The 19,271-nt window shown below is 38.6% G+C and carries 18 protein-coding genes; 5 read left to right on the top strand and 13 right to left on the bottom strand.

The features are described from left to right. Positions 1 to 65 precede the first annotated feature (65 nt). Positions 66 to 1,340, top strand: coding sequence for an alpha/beta hydrolase (locus L659_RS0108590; RefSeq protein WP_024590245.1), 1,275 nt, complete (start codon positions 66 to 68; stop codon positions 1,338 to 1,340). Between the two features lie 24 nt (positions 1,341 to 1,364). On the opposite strand, the gene L659_RS0108585 is transcribed toward L659_RS0108590, so the two are convergent. Further along, entirely contained in the window at positions 1,365 to 2,186 is an 822-nt protein-coding gene (locus L659_RS0108585; protein ID WP_024590244.1) for an AraC family transcriptional regulator, read from the bottom strand. A gap of 126 nt (positions 2,187 to 2,312) precedes the next feature. Between L659_RS0108585 and L659_RS0108580 the strand changes: the two genes are divergently transcribed. Beyond that, positions 2,313 to 2,783 carry a YHS domain-containing (seleno)protein gene (locus L659_RS0108580; protein WP_008165251.1) on the top strand — a complete coding sequence of 157 codons (471 nt, stop codon included), beginning with the start codon at positions 2,313 to 2,315 and terminating at the stop codon, positions 2,781 to 2,783. Between the two features lie 111 nt (positions 2,784 to 2,894). On the opposite strand, the gene L659_RS0108575 is transcribed toward L659_RS0108580, so the two are convergent. From L659_RS0108575 to L659_RS0108545, 7 genes are all read right to left on the bottom strand, one after another. Further along, complete coding sequence (locus L659_RS0108575) at positions 2,895 to 3,236, bottom strand: YajD family HNH nuclease (protein WP_024590243.1); 342 nt, start codon at positions 3,234 to 3,236, stop codon at positions 2,895 to 2,897. 37 nt (positions 3,237 to 3,273) lie between these two features. Further along, positions 3,274 to 4,209 (bottom strand): hypothetical protein, encoded by a 936-nt coding sequence (locus L659_RS0108570; RefSeq protein WP_024590242.1) that lies wholly within the window; start codon positions 4,207 to 4,209, stop codon positions 3,274 to 3,276. A gap of 85 nt (positions 4,210 to 4,294) precedes the next feature. Next, complete coding sequence (locus L659_RS0108565; RefSeq protein ID WP_024590241.1) at positions 4,295 to 4,909, bottom strand: acyl carrier protein phosphodiesterase; 615 nt, start codon at positions 4,907 to 4,909, stop codon at positions 4,295 to 4,297. Positions 4,910 to 5,146: 237 nt separating this feature from the next. Beyond that, positions 5,147 to 5,380 carry a ChaB family protein gene (locus L659_RS0108560; RefSeq protein ID WP_024590240.1) on the bottom strand — a complete coding sequence of 78 codons (234 nt, stop codon included), beginning with the start codon at positions 5,378 to 5,380 and terminating at the stop codon, positions 5,147 to 5,149. Between the two features lie 16 nt (positions 5,381 to 5,396). After that, positions 5,397 to 5,954 (bottom strand): superoxide dismutase family protein, encoded by a 558-nt coding sequence (gene sodC, locus L659_RS0108555; RefSeq protein ID WP_024590239.1) that lies wholly within the window; start codon positions 5,952 to 5,954, stop codon positions 5,397 to 5,399. 665 nt (positions 5,955 to 6,619) lie between these two features. Continuing rightward, entirely contained in the window at positions 6,620 to 7,114 is a 495-nt protein-coding gene (locus L659_RS0108550; RefSeq protein ID WP_024590238.1) for a hypothetical protein, read from the bottom strand. A gap of 227 nt (positions 7,115 to 7,341) precedes the next feature. Then, positions 7,342 to 8,574, bottom strand: coding sequence for a Vgb family protein (locus tag L659_RS0108545; RefSeq protein ID WP_024590237.1), 1,233 nt, complete (start codon positions 8,572 to 8,574; stop codon positions 7,342 to 7,344). A 337-nt stretch (positions 8,575 to 8,911) separates the two neighbouring features. Here L659_RS0108545 and L659_RS0108540 point away from each other — a divergent pair, with 337 nt between their 5' ends. From L659_RS0108540 to L659_RS0108530, 3 genes are all read left to right on the top strand, one after another. Further along, positions 8,912 to 9,157, top strand: a complete 246-nt coding sequence (locus L659_RS0108540; protein ID WP_002958040.1) for a DUF4235 domain-containing protein — start codon at positions 8,912 to 8,914, stop codon at positions 9,155 to 9,157. 257 nt (positions 9,158 to 9,414) lie between these two features. After that, entirely contained in the window at positions 9,415 to 9,723 is a 309-nt protein-coding gene (locus L659_RS0108535; protein ID WP_024590236.1) for a hypothetical protein, read from the top strand. Positions 9,724 to 10,027: 304 nt separating this feature from the next. Beyond that, on the top strand, positions 10,028 to 11,176 hold the full coding sequence (locus L659_RS0108530; RefSeq protein WP_024590235.1) for a hypothetical protein: 1,149 nt from the start codon (positions 10,028 to 10,030) through the stop codon (positions 11,174 to 11,176). A 228-nt stretch (positions 11,177 to 11,404) separates the two neighbouring features. Here the strand turns inward: L659_RS0108530 and L659_RS0108525 are convergent, their stop codons facing one another. The 5 genes from L659_RS0108525 to gcvP all read right to left on the bottom strand — a co-directional run bounded on the left by L659_RS0108525 (position 11,405) and on the right by gcvP (position 19,207). After that, positions 11,405 to 11,791, bottom strand: a complete 387-nt coding sequence (locus tag L659_RS0108525) for a hypothetical protein (protein ID WP_024590234.1) — start codon at positions 11,789 to 11,791, stop codon at positions 11,405 to 11,407. A 769-nt stretch (positions 11,792 to 12,560) separates the two neighbouring features. Further along, entirely contained in the window at positions 12,561 to 14,801 is a 2,241-nt protein-coding gene (locus tag L659_RS1000000123200) for an ATP-binding protein (RefSeq protein ID WP_024590233.1), read from the bottom strand. 188 nt (positions 14,802 to 14,989) lie between these two features. Then, complete coding sequence (locus tag L659_RS0108515; protein ID WP_024590232.1) at positions 14,990 to 15,259, bottom strand: hypothetical protein; 270 nt, start codon at positions 15,257 to 15,259, stop codon at positions 14,990 to 14,992. Between the two features lie 436 nt (positions 15,260 to 15,695). Next, positions 15,696 to 15,980, bottom strand: a complete 285-nt coding sequence (locus L659_RS0108510; protein ID WP_007579952.1) for an addiction module antidote protein — start codon at positions 15,978 to 15,980, stop codon at positions 15,696 to 15,698. A gap of 335 nt (positions 15,981 to 16,315) precedes the next feature. Further along, positions 16,316 to 19,207, bottom strand: a complete 2,892-nt coding sequence (gene gcvP / locus L659_RS0108505; RefSeq protein WP_007579948.1) for an aminomethyl-transferring glycine dehydrogenase — start codon at positions 19,205 to 19,207, stop codon at positions 16,316 to 16,318. Positions 19,208 to 19,271: the final 64 nt, after the last annotated feature.

The raw sequence follows: 19,271 nt of genomic DNA, 5'->3' as shown, positions 1-19,271 counted from the left end.
TTTATATGCTAATTTTATACTTAACCTCTTTAAAATAATTTACAAACCGAAAATAAGGAATAAGCATGCTTTTTCACCCTCACGGTAAATCCTATATTTTCGCCCCTTTGCTCATTATTTTGCTATCTGCTTGTACTTCAAACCCAGCTTTAATGCCTACACCCAATTTATATGTAAGTACGCCTTATTCAGAAGCCCAAGTACCTAAAAACCTACATACTACAAGTATGGAATTACTCTATGTTACAGACCGAGCAGTTTCTGAAAAAGAGGGGGTTATGTATAACGCAAGTCGCTCGCCATCAATTGCGTACGGTGTAGCAAAAATAAATTTTGGCGATAAATCTTTGCAGTGGAGTGAGCTATTAAAGCAAAGTAGCCTTAAAAATCGCTCCGGAAATTTGACTTACGTAATGGAAAAAGCGGATGAATTAGGTCGCTTCCCTTTATCGCCTTATAAATTTAGACGCGTAAAAAACAAACTCCAAATTGACGAAGATATTTTAGAACGCAAAATTTTTCACGAAACCCAGTTAAACAAAAACATTAATCAGCGTTTAAAAAACAGTAATAATAAAGACGTTATTTTGTTTGTGCATGGCTTTAATAATACCTTTAACGAATCAGTATTTACCCTTGCCGGTATATGGCATTTTTTGAACCGACAAGGCGTACCTATTGTTTACTCTTGGCCTGCCGCCGCCACAGGATTAACCGGCTATTTTGAAGATAAAGAGTCTGGTCAATTTACTATTTTTCATTTAAAAGAAACTTTGCGACTGCTTTTCAAAAATCCTGAAATAGAAAACATTCATATTATTGCGCATAGCCGTGGCACCGATGTAGTAACCACAACACTTAGAGAGCTTATAATTGAGAACAGAGCCAGTGGCGGAAATCCCCGCGAAGACCTGCGTATTGAAAACTTAATTTTAGCAGCCCCTGATCTCGATTTTGGTATTATTAAACAAAGGCTAATGGCAGAGCAATTTGGGCCTGCATTTGGACAAATTACCATTTACACCTCTCAAGAAGATAGCGCATTGGGTATTTCACAGTGGCTAACAAACAGCTTGAGCTTTGGTCGGCTAAACACCAAAGATGTAAACATAAACGAGCAAGACATATTCACTTCTGTAGGTAACGTAAGCCTAATTAAAGTACCTAAATCTGGCAGCTTAATTGGTCATGATTACTTTCATAGTGATCCTGCAGTAAGTTCTGATCTTATTAATTTGATATTACATAAAGCATCGCCAGGCTCTAAAAAACGACCTCTACAAAAGCTCGAAAACAACTTTTGGTCGCTCAATTCAAATTACTTAATTAAAAACGAATAGTAGCTAACTTACAAAATTAAACGTTTACTGCTGGCTCAATAACCACTCTTTTGGCGCTTGCCCTGTTTTTTTTCTAAATACACGGGCAAGTGCAGAGCCATTTTCGTACCCAACCTGATTAGCTACTAAATCCATATTTTGATTTTTTAAAATAAGCTTTTTAGCAACCGATAAACGCCAATCAGCCAAATAGTCAGCCGGTGTTTGCTCAATTACTCGCTTAAAGGTATCGGCAAATTTAGAGCGCGACATACCACATTCCTCAGCCATAGCGCTAAGCGACCAGCTTTGCTCTGGGGTTTGGTGTATTTTTATTAATACCTTAGCCAATTGAGGATGAGTAAGCCCTGCCATCATCCCGGTTTTAATGGCACCCTCTTCTAATACCTTGCGCAAAACACTAATTAAAAATACATCGCATAAGCGATCTATCATTAAATGCTTACCGCTGGCGTCTTTAAATGCCTCTTCAAAAATCCAAAAAGCGCTCTGCGCTAATAATCCATCACCCGTTAATTCGTAATTTAAGCAAAAAGGCAGCGCCTGCAATAAAGGGCTATGCCCTCCACTTTGATAGCTAATTTGTGCACACACTAAATCAGCACCGTCACCCTTATCCGAAAATAAACAGTGCCCTGTAGAGTGAGGAAAAAATATAACCGAAGGCGTAGATAAAACAACTTCAAAGCCACTATTACTGCGCACTTTTAACGTACCTGAGCGTAATAAATGTAAATGCCCAACACCTTGATCGTCACTAAAGTCACTCGTACCGCACATGTTCCCACTAAAAAACACATTGGCATTAAGCGAAAAGTGACTCAATACACTCGAAAGTACATCCATAAACGCCTCCTTGGATTATTGGTATGAAAATACAGACTAATAGACGCATATTAACCAAACAATAACGATAAAGTACAGTTGAGTTTTAAACAAACATACTAATTAAATTACCCTTTGGAGATACACATGAAATTTTCGACACTCACTAAATCAGCTTTTTTTGCAGCATCAGTCCTTGCAAGTTCACTAAGCTTTGCAGCAGACATAGACGCAAATGCCGACGTTAACGACATTGCAATTAGTGGTTACGATACCGTTGCTTACTTTACCCAAAACAAGGCGGTAACAGGCAGTTCTGAATATACTGCAACGCATAAAAATGCCATTTATAAGTTCAGCTCAGCTAAGCACCGCGACTTATTTAGAGCGAATCCAGAAAAATACGCACCACAATTTGGTGGCTTTTGTGCGTTTGGTGTATCAATGGAGAAAAAGTTTGACGTAGATCCAGAGGCTTTCAAAATTGTTGAAAACAAACTTTATTTAAATCTTGATAAATCGGTTCAAAAACAATGGCTAAAAGACGTACCTGGCTTTATTACTTCAGCCGATTCAAACTGGTTTGACATAAAAGACAAAACAGCTAAAGAGCTTTAATAAAACCAATTTAAAGTTAATTTTTGAGGTTGCTTCGGTTTATAACCGTTCATCCTCAAAAGCCATTTAAATTAATAAAATTTTAGGTTTAAGCTCTTAATTTAACTAATATTACTTTGATTTATTAAGCATCGCTTTTAAATCGGCAAATGGAGAATGCGTCGCAGCCTCCACTTTGCGATCTGTAGTCGACCCGCCATACATAATATGCTCGTGGTATTTATTGTGCTCATTATCGTGGCAATAAATACACAATAACTCCCAGTTACTACCGTCTTCAGGATTATTACTGTGGTTATGATCAACATGGTGCACCGTTAACTCACGTAAATTTGAGTATTCAAACTCACGAGCACAACGCCCGCATGCCCAAGGGTATAATCTTAAGGCTTTTATTCTATAACCTTCCTCTTGCTTAACATAAGCCTGAGGTACATCGTTATTCTTACTCATAATATTCCTGGTAAATTCACTATTTCGGTGCTCAATACTAAAAAAACTTAATTACTGACAAATCACCAAAAGAAGTATCTATATGCCGGCCTGTTTGCTCCCATGCACGTAGTACAACCATAAGTTTTTTATTGTCGGAAGTCCAAGAAATTCCACCGCCGTATGCTTCAACTTTTTCGCCGCCCGAATCTTTTAACCCCAGTCCAGGGTCTGTATTTCGAATATTTCCCTTACCTACTTTGTATTCAGCAAATACGTGAACATTATGCGGTAACGAAAATGATAAAAGCGAGCCAATACTCGCCCCGTACGAATTAGAAATTAACTTAGTGACCTGTGGTGCAGACGAATTTAAAAAATCAGCCTGAAATACAATATTATCTTTATTCTCAAGAGATACATGCTTAAAAGACCACGCGCCAACAACACTTAAAGACAAATCAAATTTGCTGCTTAGCTTTGGTCTATTAAGAAAAAAATGCTCAAACAAAGACTCTTTATTATTAAAGGTATAAAAGTTGTGTTGGCCAGATAGCTCAAACTTGGTTGAACGTGTATTTTGCGAGAAAATTTGATCCGTTTGATTGCCGCTTAAATTGCTAGCCGTGCTTTGCAGCCCTTCAAGCGTTTGATAGTTAAATGTGATTTTAGAATTTTTAAATTTTCTATACGAAAGTAGTATATCTTGTGTTTTTGTTTCAACATCATCTTCGAAAATATCGGCTGAATAACCAATTTCAATGTCGTTAATATCAAAAAACACACCCACACGTTGATTGTTTATGGGCTCTAACGAAAACAGTGTTTTTTGATTACTCCCAGCCAAGTCGTCGTATATTAACGCGTGACTAGTGTTAGGGTTTGAAATAGTGGTTCGTACCGACTTTAAGTCAAAGTCGAAAGCCAATACAGCACCAGATTGAAATGCCGCTAAAACAGCAAAGCTCACAATAACCAAGTAATTGCGATTCATTAAAAACACTCAAAAATTAATTTGTATTAGAGTAGCGTTTTTTTCACCTTAAATTATCACAAAAGGTTAACAATTGATGAAAACTTTAAATAATGCGCTTTATGTCATTTTTTGGGGTGCTTTCAAGGTCAAACTCACTTACATGCTTAATTAGCTCCGGGAAGAACGCTAAAAACACGGCTTCTAATTCGTCGTAGTTACGCGTTATATCATCAGCCGCCCCCGCAAAGTTATTAGTAAAACGGATGCGGTTAGCAATATTATCAAGTGCTACTCCTATTCCCTCAACGGTTTCGTACTCTTTAAACCAATCGTTTTTAGTCATACTTGTTACAACATGCTGCATGCGCGGCGGCATAACAGGTATGCGATTATTCAAAAGCTGATAGCTGGTGTACTTAAAATCACTTAAAGGTTGCTTGCTAAATCGCTGCCAATGCACAATTAAAAAATGATCAAACACCACATCAATAGCCACACCAGCAAAACGTTTACGCTCAGGTGAAAAGTACTGTTTAGCGTGTTTAACTGCGCGGTGGGAGTCGGTAAATTTATCGACTAAATAGTGGTTATCGAGCCCGTTTTTAACCGTATTTGGTAAGTACTCTACATGCCTTTTACCACCAAAGTCGCCCAATAAGTTCCCAAAGTGAGAATCGGCTGTGGGCTGCGCTAAATAAAGATGAGCTAAATAATTCAAAGTGTTCTCGGGCTTGGCTAATACAAACAAATAATAACGTAAATTTAAACTAAACTCACATTCGTGTTTAAAGCAGTACTTATGGTTTTGCTTCTCAATTTTACTCAAACATGCCGTAAAGTATTGTTTAAAAAGGTAAATAGAAAAACGATTAATCACTGGGCTCTATAAAAAAGCCACTACAATAAGCTGTAGCGGCTTTTTAATACTTCAGCCTTGTTGTTAGTTTGATCAAAACTAATTACTCGACTTTACCCAATTTCCATTGTCATTTTTGCTATAACTGTTTTTAACCGCAGACCAAGCCACTTTGTGCGCAGTGGTTTCGCGGTCGTCGTCGTTTTTTCTATCGCTCGGGTCCTTGTAGGTATCCCATGCACTATTAAACGCCTCTTGATATATGTCTTGAGCATGTTTAGGTAAGTTACTTTTTACCGACTCAGGTAGTTCGTCACGGTTTTTATATGGCATAACTTTCTCCTTATATTTACTTAATTACGCCACAAGCAACACGGCTACCACCGCCACCTAATGGCTTTGGCTCATCTGCATAGTTATCACTTCCTTCGTGGATCATCACAGCATGTTGTTTAAGTTTTTCAAGCGTGAGCCTTGGCGCTAAAACAGGCGATTTAGCTTGGCCACTTTCATTTACATACAACGCCGGTAAATCGCCTAAATGGCCGTTGGCCCAAGGAGCATCATGATGCTCGCTAGCTTTTGGATCGAAATGCCCACCTGGCACTACCTTATCGCCTTTTTTCTTGGGTTCACAACTAGCAAATTGATGAACATGAAAGCCGTGCTGCCCCGGCGTTAAACCTTTTAAGTTTGGTGAAAAAACAACGCCGTGATCATTTTCTGTTAGTGTAATAGTGCCTAGTAATTGCCCCTGGCCCGACTTAGTAACTTGGTGCATTTCAACGTTTACATTAGCCAGTGCACTATTTTGTAGTAACACGCTGGTAAATAATATTGCAAAAGCAGGTTTTAAAACGCGGTTTAAACTTCTTTTAGTTTTTGAATCAAACTGCAAACAATTCATCATCATCTCCTGGTTTAGTATCAAATTAATAAAACAATATCGCTAAATTAAGCGGCTATTAAACAAGTAGTTTCAATGTCTATACCAGTCCTATGTGTAAACGTAAATTTATGTTTTTCTAGTCGTAATCTATTGATTAGAGGTCATTTTAACTAAACATCCATTTAATTAATGAGCTAACTTTTACTCAAAGATTAAGTAAAAACCGAGGCATATTTACAAAGAAAATGGCAACTTTACAAAGCTCTTGAGAAAAGATTACCAACGTCCCTACCAAAAAAGACAACCCAAGTGAAAAAGAGGATCTTAAAGAGGCTGTTATTACTTAGGCGGTAGTCTCGAGGGTTGGTGTTGGTTGAATGGCCGTACGTTATGAAATAAAGAAGCGCCAATCTAAATAAGTCTTCTAAGATACTCTTCACGCGTTATATCTATAAGGGGTATTTATTTTTATAATCAAAGTATGTTTAAAACCAACCCGCTTATAAATGGGTCCATTTAATGACAAAAATTACGTTATTTAGTTGTTCTATATCAGAAGTTTTTAACGCAGTTAGCGTAAGATTTAATCCCTCAAATTGATTAAGTATTATTGCTTGGCACTAAAAGGCGAGCACAAAAAAAGGTGAAACCAAGTTTCACCTTTTTTAATTAATTAGCTAGCATTACGCTGTAGATACGTTACTTGCGCCTGCATTGTTAAGTATTTCTTCAATAGCGTTTTTGTTGTCACTATCGTACTTAATACCAATTAATATAGAGCCTTTTTCAATGGCATCTTCATAATACTTAATTTCGTGCTCGGGGATAAACGCACCAATTGCGGCACCTAAAGTACCACCTACTGCAGCGCCTGCGCCACCAGCAGCAAATGCAGCGACTAATGGTCCGGCAACTAATAAGCCAGTACCACCTGTTGCTACAGTCCCTACGGCAGTGAATCCGCCAATAATTGCAGCAAGAATACCACCCGAAGCCGCGCCAATAAGGCCACCTTCAGAAGCTTTAGTACCTTCGTCTACAGCAAAATCTTCCTTTGCGTATGAGTCGTTGGCTACAATACTAATATCAGCTTCATTAATACCTAAAGCTTCTAATCTATAAATTGCGAGTGTTGCTTGTGATGCACTTTCGAATAACCCAGTAATAACGGTACTCATAATAACTCCTTTATTTATTTAAGAAAATACACTTACTACCAAGCAAAACTCAAACCAAATAAATTATCATTTAAAATCAATGGTATAAAATAAAAACCTGCACTAACACTCTTATTATTAGAGTAAAAATTGCCAAATTTTGTAAAAAACTCCTACCCACATAAACAAACTTACTAACAAGCGGTATGCCATTTTTAATATAAATATATTTACAAAAGGAAAATTTATTACTCAGACCATGTAATTTCAGCTAATTGGTTAGTCGCTGTTTGGTGAATAATCAGCCCATTATTCCCCATGCGCATATGCCTAATTAAGCCAGAGTAAACACCCTCTTTGCTCGGAATTTGCCAGCTTTGCATGGTTTCGGTATTAAGGTCGAACCTTACTAAGGTTTCAGGGCGTTTAGCTGACTCGTTAAACCAAATGGCGTTATCGGCATATTCAATTGCATACGGGTGGCTGTTTTCACCGCTGGGATTATCCCACTGGGTGATCTTCTTGGTTTTTGGGTTATAGCGGCCAAGTTTACCCATGCCAGAGTTCACATAAAAAACCATATCGTCAGGCGTAATGGCAAGTCGCCTTGCATGCGTTTTAGCGCCAGGGAGTTTAATTTCGCTAAGCTCCATGGAGTTCTTATCAACTTTAATCAAACAGTTACTACCATTACACGAAACCCATGGCGTGCCGTTTGAATCAAGCTTAATACCATATGGCCGTGAGCCTTTAGTGGGTAAAGTAGCGAGTTTAATATCGCCAGTTGTAGGGTCTAGCTTGCCAATCATATTACTGTGCTGGAGGGTAAACCAAAATATACCGGCTTTATCAAATACACCGGTATGCGGGTCGCGGGCGTTTTTATCGGGCATTTTATACACTTTAAATTTTTCGGTTTTTAAATCTAAATATCCAACCGTGCCATTTTTATTCCCTAAAAACCAAGGAGTTTGATTTTTATCAAGCGACACACTGTGCGCATAGGTACCACTTGGCAGTGTGTACTCTTTCATATCGCCGGTTTTAGGGTCTAACCTGCCTAAAATATTACCCCACTGGCCAACCCACCAAATAAGTCCGTTTTTACCTTGTACCGGATCGCGAGCGCGCTGCCCAAGCGTAGGCACTTGCCAGTATTTAAAGCTAAGCTTTAAATCGCCCGCAACAACCTTAGATTCGCGCTTGGTATTAACAGGATAATGCTCAGCTAAATAAGCGCTTATATCTTTATTAAGCGCAGTATCTGCGCCCGTATCAACCATATAGCTTATTAATGTTTGCCAGTCCTGCTGGCTATAACCCGCACTGCGCTCAAGATTAGTTAAACTATGGCAACTAGCACAAAGCTGCTCAACTAGCGGCCCCTTATCGTTGCTCAGCACTGGTAGCGGTGCAGCCAAAGTGCCCGACACAGCCATTACCGCAACGTATTTATTAAATAAAAATCTATTTTTACTCATAACGCCCTCCCTTGTTTTTAATATTAAAGCATAGGATAAAAGTGTTTACTATCTGTACAACAATGAGTGCGATAAGCCGGCTAGAAGGTAAGTTAAATTGCAGGATTAATATCTAAAAAAATATTTCAAGCAGAGTTGTGCACGCTCTACATTGGTTATTTAGCTTGTGTGTAAGTGTGGTGTGAGCGTGGTTTTAAACGACTAATTTGCACAAATACAAAACGCCCTAATTTAAAAGCTCCTCAACCTATCGGTATGTAAATTGCTGGTACTACTGTTCTTACTTAAAGAGTTACATATTAATAACTCACGCTACAACTAAATAATCGAGGGTAATATGAGTAATAAACAGCTAATTACGACGATAGGTATAGGTCTGGCCGCTGCATCAGCAGGTATGTTAACAAGGAAAACTTTACAAAAATCGTGGGAAAAGGTTACCAACGAACCAGCCCCAAAAGATAGACCAAGCGAAGAAACCGATCTTAAAGAGGCCGTTACATGGGCAGTAGTCTCAGGTATTGGTGCGGGTGTTGCAAGAATGGCCGTACGTTATGTGCTAGACAAGCGCCGCTCCAAGTAAACCGACCCGATTGATACCTCTTATAAGTATTAATCGTAATACGGTGAGGCTCTAAAGACCGCTTGCGACAGCTACTCCTTAGTTGTTGCAAGCAACCTGGCAAAACCCTAGGGCGCCTTCCGACATACACTCCAGATTTTAAGCTGATACACTCTATTAAACATTAACTCCCTTTCAAAGTTGTTGCCTGCCTACAAGCTTGCGTATAATGGCCGCATTCCGGCTGCATTTTTTAGCCGCTAACTTGGATTTTAATAATGAAAAAACTCTCTGCAGTGCAAATAAAGCAGCAAGCACTTGTACTTAACACAGCTGAAAAATTAGAAGAACAAGGCCGCGCTGAGCTCCCAGGCATGCTGCAATGCTGGTTTGATGTGGAATACCACTTATTTCCAAGTACACTACTGCTGTGCTTTCAGTTTGAAAACGAGCAAGCCTTAGCGGCCGCAGAGCCTGACTTATTAAAGTGGCAAAAACGCTTAAGCGGCACAATGCTTAAAAAAGGCGTTATTTTAAAAGATATGCGTAAACATTTAGTGTTTACCTTAAAAGGACCTGATGATTAAAACGAGGTTTTTAAAGGACTATAAAGCCTTTCGCTCGTATCGTCGAAGCGCATAAAAACATAATGAAAAGCCGTTGCATTGCTGTAACGGCTTTTTACTTTTATTAGAGCTTAAAGTAGTACCTATAAAGATCAATTTTTGACTCAGGGATTTTTATTAGCCGATGATACTAATTGGCCGTTAAACAATACTAATGCACGGCAAAAGCAAATATCAGTCGATTCAACGTTAATTGGTTGCCCTAAGTTAGCAATAGTAGGATAGTAAATTACACATAAAACAATAGCTTTATCTTAGGAGTATTATGATCAAAGTATTATTAGCGACCAGCTTAATTGCCTCTTCATTCGCTGCTTTAAGTAATCCTTTAACTGTTGAAGAACAGCGTATCAACAAAGCACAATCAGCAATGCCAAATGTTTTAAATGCATTTACCCCACAAGTATCAAATTTTGAACAACAATTTAAAGAATTAAACGACTTTAAAAGTGCAAAAACATTAGTACAAAGCTTCAGCTTTGAACTGTGGGAAAACGCAAAACAACGCATACTAAAAACCAATAACTACGACGACCGAGAGCTTTACTGGGCACGCCTGCTTTCAAGCAAAGTAATACGCACAACGTCACCTAAATTTTCAATTACGCAGGCTCAACTAAATACTTTACTAACCATGCTTGAGGACGGCAGCAGAGGCCGTACCGATCTTGCTTTTTCATCAGGCAGCACTAAAAAAATATTACTTACAGGCTTTGACCCATTCTTACTCGATAAAAACATAAACCAAAGTAACCCCTCTGGTGTTGCAGCGTTATTACTCGACGGCCAAGTTATTAATTACAACGGCATCAACGCAGAAATTAACACCGTTATGGTGCCTGTACGCTACGAAGACTTTGATCAAGGAATAATAGAATCGCTACTTGCCCCCTACTACGCACTTAATAATGTAGACATGGTAGTAACCGTAAGTATGGGCAGAACAGAATTTGATTTAGAGCGTTTCCCAGGTAAACGCCGCAGTGTAACCGCCCCAGATAATGCCAATATTGTGTATGGTGGAACGCAAACAAGCCCAGTAATACCAAAACTCAATGGCCGACCACTCCCAGGCAACGAGTTTGTAAAATTTAGCTTGCCTGTAAATTACATGCAACAAGCCAAAGGCCCTTATAAAGTTATCGACAATCATGAAGTCACCACGCTTGAAAAAACCTATAAAGCGGGTTCGTACGGCGAGCTTAAAAATAGTATTGCGGTAAATGGCGGCGGCGGTGGTTACCTGTCTAACGAAATATCGTACCGAAGTATTCGCCTGCGCGATGCGCTTAATTCAAGTATACCTACAGGGCATATTCATACTCCACGTATACAACAATTCGAACCTGAAACAGAAGCTAAAATAGTAAAACAAATAAAAGCAATGCTAGAGCAAAGCTTAGTAGCGCTATAGTTTATAACAACTAGTTTAAGCGCGTAAAAAAGGGCAATATTATTGCCCTTTATTTTCTCACGCCCTCTTCCACGGTTAATCACATGGTAAACGAATTCTTAAACTCTACTCGTCGTGGTCTCGACAGAGTAATTAACTCGATGAGCAATAAACTAAAAAGCTAGGTATTTGATGTCTAGTCAAAATTTAGTGCCTTTGGTTTCAATAATGCCTTGGATAAGGTTTTTATTAATAGAAGCTTGATTCAACTTCTTTTAGAGCTTCTTCGTCTGACAATTTTGAAGTCTCACAACGAACATAACCTTTTACCCTCGAAATTATATACTTTGCGGCTCCAGCAGTTTCAACATGCTCAAACTCATCTTCTGCTGATTTGATTACGTTATAATTGCCAGCACATAACTCTTTAGCTCTTCGGTTAAACGTTTCATTGGCTGCATCAAAGTTAGTCCATGGTGTAAAATTTGTTTGAGCAGTGATTTTATAGACACCATCAGCAATAATACGATCTTTAAAGCCTCCACCTAATGAGCTTTCACCGTCTTCATTTATATTGTGATAACTAGAGCACCCTGTAAATATGAATAAACTTAAAACAGTCAGTGTTCTTTTCATTATTAAAACCTATTTTATTAATATAATTATTTAAACTTCTGCATTTTAGAGGAAGTTAGATAAAAAAACACTATGACTATTACTAGCCCTCATATATCTGTCTAGTTGCGATGTTCAGCAAAGCTGAATCTGAAATAAAAGATATGTTCTAACGCCTTCTTTCACGGTTCATAACATGGTGAACGCATTTTCATACTCTCTTCGAAGCGGCCTAGACATAACAATAAACTCAATGAGAAATAAATTATAAATCTAGACCATTGATATGTAGTCAAGATTTTGCGCCTTTGGTTCCACTAAAAAGTCGACTTGCTGCACAAATGTTATGAGACTTTGGGGAGCTGCATGAAGGCTAAAACCCTTTTATCATGCTATAGAAATAATTAACCCCTCGCAGGGCGCTGAGCTTACGGGTAGCGGGAGGGGTGTTGTTAAGGGCAATAATAGAGATTATAAGTATAATTTCAAGGCATTTGTTGGTTGGGCTGATACTGGCGCTAAACGATAACTGAGGCGAAAGCCAAGAGCCTTAATTAATCATCAATAATGCTTAATTAAACTGCCTAAATTCATATAGCGTTCTTTATTCAAGCCACGGTGAATATTCACACCAATCGACGTCATTACTCGTTGTATAAGGTACAGTGCGTAGTCATATTTAAATTGAGTTTAAATAATAAGAACACTTGGTTTTTGAATAAAAAGATCAAGAAATCACAGCGGCCTCCTTGACCGGAGCTTTCTAATGGGTGTCCCCTTTGATTTTCAATCAAGTTTTTTCAAAAAGATCCTCTATTTCATTAAACTCAATTTCTGGTGAGGCTGTTTTAGTTTTCTCGTTATCAGCTTCATAGTCATAATCATCTCTAAACTGTTGTCTTATGGAATCAAAATCTACATGTTCCATAAGGTCTATCGCTGAAAAATCCATTTCAATTTTATACTCTTCAATCATTTCATCAGCAAGCTTTATAGCATCACTATCTAAACTTTCAAAATCAGTTACATGATCAGATACATAGTCACTTATATTGTCCACACAGTATTCCCATACACACTCCTGAAAAACTGTTATTATTTCTTCACAATCAATCTCATGCCTGTCAGTAAACTCTTCAATCAACTCAGAAATTACTTTGAGAGTATCACTTGACGGAAAGTAGTCTAAAACGCCTTGAATTAAACCTAACCAATCCAAACTTTCTATAGTTAAGTCGTCATATTCAATTAAATATTTTAATAGCAAAATAGTTTCACCATCAACTTCTTCAAGGATACCTTCAGTCTTAATAATTTTAATTAACGCATTTATAGATGATGCTTTAATATCATCATGTATGTCATTTAAAACGACATCTTCAAAAACTAGAACGAACAGATAGAAATGCGATGAAAAAGCCTGTTCGTCATTAATTTTTTCTAGAAGCTTTAACTTGACTCTGTTATCAGGTCTTGGTGAATTACTAAGAAATGAAAATACATGAGACGATTTATAACTTTTATATGCTTTTAAAGAGTTTAGTTGAAATAAAATATCGACTATTAAATCCACATCATTTTTACAAATAGAAACAACATAATCATTAATTGATGGGTTAAATAGTTCAAAGACTATAGATTCCCCACCAATAACTCTCGTAATTAATGAACCTGATAACGTTTGAATTGCTTTATCAAATTGAATGTTGGTAGTAAGTATATTCTTACTTTTAAAGTATTTATTTACTGTAGTTTTAAGCACTTCTTCTTCTATTTTATTACCAAAATAAACAATAATAAATATGATTATTCTTTCATACTCTTTTAATTGATTATGAAAAACATGTTCCCAGATATCTTTAGGATTATTAATACTTTCTTCAACCTTGTCCCAATACTCTGCCGAACTTATTAGATCAAAACGCTGCACATCAGTTATAAACTCGATTAATCTAGGGTTAAAGTTTTTGTGGTTAATAATTTCGAGATATCTTTTCTCAATGTAGAGTTGTTCGATATAACTTTCGTTGAGTTGCGAGAAATATATATGGTTATAGAGAATTCTTGCTTTATCAATATCCTCAAGTTCTGTTACATCTAGAACATATTCGCGTTGTTCTAAATTTTTATTTTTAAATATTGCTGAAATATTTCTGCCTTGATTAAGTATCGAAGATCTTGATGTTAGAATAAATCTTTTGTTATCATCACATTTGATAGCTTCAATGAATTTCATGATCTTGGAATCTTCTTTATTCTCTATTCCTTCTAGGTAGTTACTACCTAAAAAATCATCAAAATAAAAAATTTGCTTACCCATTTTATTAAATACATTTTTGGCATCTTTAATGTCATCTTCTATAATAACTAGTTCAAACCCATCAAGAACATATTCAAGGCATAATTGCTCTGCTAGAGTAGTTTTTCCTGCTCCTGGTTCACCTGAAATAATTACACTATGAACTTTTTCTAGTAAGTCCTTTGCCTCATCATGATTACTCGTTTTAGCATAGTATTTACTAAATTTTTTAATTTTTTCTAATCCCCACTCACTATCTAAATAGGTACTTTGGTTTAATAAAATTTGTAATGTATTTGTACTTGTTAACCATAATTTATAATGGTTTCGTTCAATATCAGGGAAAACTTTTAAGTAATCATTTAAGTCTTCTTTTCCATAAACATTACTTTCTTTGAGGTATGGGGAAAATGCGTCTGCTAGCTCTTTCTTTTGCTTGCGACTTAGTGATTCAGAGCACACAAAAATATAATCAGATGGGCTAAGCTTTTTTACCTTAGCTGCTTCAGTATTTTGACAATGACGTAATAACTTATTATAACCAGATTTAAAATAATGCTTTGACTGAATAATAACCTCATTATCTGAGCTTTGATAAAACCGCCCATCAACACCACTATCTTTACCAGATTTAAATCGTTCAACTTTAATATTTTTTACTCTGGAAATTACATCATTTGCAAGTTCTTCAAACTCTTTATCATGAAGAGTTTCAAAATTATAATCTGGCATTTAATTTATGTTTTTATATGAAAAATATACTATATATTACTCCCCTTAACATCAAAAGCCCTAGCGTAAACTATTAGATTTAACTCCTAAGATACTTTAACCGTACTTTTTTATTACAAAAAACTACCATAGTGTCACCATTCACTGAGGCTAGATCAATTTAGCAATTTCCTTATACCTCATTCACTTTAAAAATAACTAAAGAACAAGAATCTGGTTTTGAATGTATATTCCCAATTCCAGAGAGGGATAAGCGACAGGCCCCCTTTAGCTGCTGTCATCAGCGCGACTGAACCTTGAATAAGGTTTCTAACGTAGGTCGCGGACTTATCCCGGCAAAAGTTAGCAGTAGGAATCATCAGCCAAGGTGATACAACTTTTTGGGCTAAAGCCAGCTTCATAACAAAATTGCTAAGGATCAGGTTTTGTTTCTTGCCAAGACCAAACAACAATCTCACGTTTAACACCCTCCCCCGTCATCAAGCCCTGAAAATAAGCAATTGATGAGTAATATCGCGCATGGATGCACGGTAAGGCGAAACTAGGCCATGGATGGCCTATCTTCGCCGTTTACGTTCACATCAATTGTGTTTTGAAGGATTAAGCGTGATGCTCGGGTGGCGCTGGGAGAGTCCAGAGAGGGGGCAGCGGCAGCCCCTCTTTGGCTGCTGTCGCCAGCGCGACAAAACCTTGAATAAGGTTTCTAATTTCTAGAAGTACCAAACGTATTCGCGTTATCTGTAATAGTAACCTCAAACACCCATTCAAATACTTATTCGGGCTACCGCCCGCGCGTAAGCAAGCTAAACGCCTACAATAAGTAACACATACTCTTGGTTTTTGAGCGAGTAAGTATATTTGTGATTCGTTGGGTTTCGTTTCACTCTACCTAGCCTATGCAACTTGTGTTGTAAGGCGAAAGTTAAGTGCTTTCATCACTTTAAAAATAGTTTCCCAACGAGGCTTGGTTTTACCGTTAACTGCTTTATATAAGCTTTCACGGTTTAATCCCGTTGCTTTAGCAATATCACTCACGCCATGCTTTTTAACTAATAAGCCAAGTGCTTCAATAAAGGTATTTGGATCATCATCAGCTAAACACTCTTCTAAAAATGTATTAATTTCTTGCTGTGTTTCCATATAATCAAACGGATTAAAATCTGATGTTTGTAGCGCCATAATAATTACTCCAATTTATTCAACTTGCTAAACAAATGTAGCCTAAAGGCTACGAGTGCACAATGTTATTTATAACTTTTGGGCTGGCGCCCGCGCGCCAGCAAGCTAAACGCCTACGATAAATAACATATACTCCTGCCTTTTGAGCGAGTAAGTATATTTGGGATTTGCTGGGTTTCGTTTCACTCTTCCCAACCTACGTTCATATGATTAATGGCGAATCACCACACACAAAAAAGCCGTTGCATCGCTGCAACGGCTTTTATAATTTTGATAAATTCCCGGACTATAATGGAACTTACTACCCATTAAAGTTCAAAAATCAGTCTCTGCTCTTAGTCGCGATAAGTCTCAACCGCTGGGCATGAACATACTAAGTTACGGTCGCCGTATACGTCATCAATACGTGTAACGGTTGGCCAGAACTTGTTTTTAGCCACTGCAGGCACTGGGAATGCAGCGTAAAAACGGTCGTACGCGCGGTCCCATTCGTTACCTAATACGTCGCCTTGTGTATGCGGTGCAAACACTAGCGGATTGTTTTCGATTGACCATTCGCCAGAGATTACTTTTTCAATTTCGCCTTTAATTGACACCATTGCTTCGATAAAGCGGTCAATCTCACCTTTTGATTCAGACTCAGTTGGCTCAATCATTAATGTGCCAGCTACTGGGAACGACATAGTTGGTGAATGGAAGCCGTAATCTTGCAGGCGCTTAGCTACGTCCATTTCAGTAATGCCTGATAGCTCTTTAAGTGGGCGTAAGTCAACAATACATTCGTGAGCAACACGGTTGTTACGACCACGGTATAAAATTGGGAAGTGCTTGCTTAGCTCATGCGTTAAGTAGTTAGCATTAACAATTGCCATTTCAGTCGCTTGTTTTAAGCCCTCTGAACCCATCATGGTGATGTAAGCCCATGAAATAGGTAAAATAGCGGCTGAGCCGTAAGGCGCTGCCGATACCGCACCGTTACCAATGTTAGTACCTGGTACGTTAATTACGCTATGGTTTGGCATAAATGGCGCAAGGTGCGATTTAACACCAATTGGGCCAACACCTGGACCACCGCCACCGTGTGGAATACAAAATGTTTTATGCAAGTTTAAGTGCGATACGTCTGAGCCAATAAAGCCTGGGCTTGTTACGCCAACTTGCGCGTTCATGTTTGCGCCGTCCATGTAAACTTGGCCGCCGTGCTCATGAATAATGTCACAAATTTCGCGAATTGTTTCTTCGTATACGCCGTGCGTAGACGGGTATGTAATCATGATGCACGATAAGTTTTCAGACACTTCCTCAGCTTTCGCTTTAAGGTCAACCATGTCTACGTTACCGTTTTTGTCGCAGTTAACTACCACAATTTTCATGCTCGCCATTTGCGCTGATGCAGGGTTAGTACCGTGCGCAGAGCTTGGGATTAAACATACATTACGGTGTGCATCGCCGCGTGACTCGTGGTATTTACGAATCGCGATTAAGCCTGCGTATTCACCTTGTGCGCCAGAGTTTGGCTGTAGTGATACTGCATCGTAACCGGTAATGTTTACTAGCCAGTCGTGTAGCTCGCCAATCATTATTTGGTAACCTTCTGCTTGGTCTAGCGGGCAGAATGGGTGAAGGTTTGCAAACTCAGGCCACGTAATTGGGATCATCTCGGCGGTCGCGTTTAGTTTCATGGTACATGAGCCTAACGAGATCATTGAGTGATTAAGCGATAAGTCTTTGCTTTCTAGTCGCTTAATGTAGCGAAGCATGTCTGTTTCGCTATGGTAGCTGTTAAAGTTTGGATGCGTTAGTACTTCGTCGTCACGTACTAAACTTGCAGGAATTGACTCGCTGCCATTTGCTTCAACGTCGGCTGCAATAGCGTCAACACTTAGGCCATGGCCTTCGCCTAAAATAATATCGAATAACTCAGCTACATCGGCACGTGTTGTTGTCTCTGATACCGAAATTGAGTACTCGCCTTCGTGGTTTGTAGCAAAGTTTACGCCTTTTGCAATTGCACGTGCTGTTACGTCGTTTTTGCTGTCGCTTACTACTGTTAGCGTATCAAACCACGTGCTGTGCTTAAGTGCGATGCCTTTAGCTTTAAGACCACTTGCTAAAATATCAGCAAAGCGATGTATACGCTGCGCGATAGTTTTTAAGCCTTGTGGGCCGTGGTACACCGCGTAAAACGCTGCCATGTTGGCAAGTAATACCTGCGCTGTACAAATGTTTGAGTTGGCTTTGTCGCGGCGAATATGTTGTTCGCGCGTTTGCATTGCCATACGTAGTGCGTCGTTACCTAAACGGTCTTTAGATACACCAATAATACGACCTGGTAATGAACGTTTGTATGCGTCACGTGTTGCAAAAAATGCAGCGTGTGGACCGCCGTAACCCATAGGTACGCCAAAACGTTGAGCCGAACCAAGTACTACGTCTGCGCCTAGTTTACCCGGTGCTTTTAATAGTAATAAACTCATTATGTCGGCAGCAACACAGGCAATGGCCTTTTTGCTTTGTACGCCAGCAATTAGGTCAGTTATATCTACCACTTCGCCTGATGTAGTTGGGTATTGGAACAATGCGCCAAAAATGTCGTGATTTACGGCATCTTCTGCTTTACCTACAATTATTTCAAAACCAAACTGCTCGGCACGCGTTGTTACTACGTCGATTGTTTGTGTGTGTACGTCGTCGGCAATAAAAAAGGCATTGGCTTTTTTAGCTTTTGATACGCGTTTTGCAAGGCCCATAGCCTCTGCAGCGGCTGTTGATTCGTCAAGTAGTGATGCACTTGCTAAATCAAGACCAGTTAAATCTAGGGTCATAGTTTGGAAGTTTAATAATGATTCTAAACGCCCTTGAGCAATCTCTGGCTGATACGGTGTGTACGCTGTATACCAACCTGGATTTTCTAGTACGTTACGTAAAATTACGTGCGGTACGTTAGTTGGGTGGTAGCCTTGGCCAATGTACGATTTGAAAACTTTATTTTTGCTGGCTACTGATTTTAGGTAGCTTAGTGTTTCAACTTCAGTACGGCTTTCGCCAACTGTTAGCGGTTGTTCTAGACGAATGCTAGCCGGTACAGTTTGGTCAATGAGCTCTTGCACACTCGATACTTCTAAAGCACTTAGCATATCGCTTACTTGTGCTGGGCTTGGCCCAATATGGCGGCGAATAAAATCTTGCTTTTGCTCTAGTTCTTCAAGAGATTTGGCGTTTGACATGAATCCAGATTCCTATGATCCTAAATGCTAATGGGTAACTAGCATTAATTAAAATATTTGACGA

Source organism: Pseudoalteromonas sp. S8-8, assembly GCF_000497875.1.
Lineage (GTDB): Bacteria > Pseudomonadota > Gammaproteobacteria > Enterobacterales > Alteromonadaceae > Pseudoalteromonas > Pseudoalteromonas arctica.
Note: the sequence above shows the minus strand (reverse complement) of the source record. Positions and strands in the feature narration are given on the sequence as shown.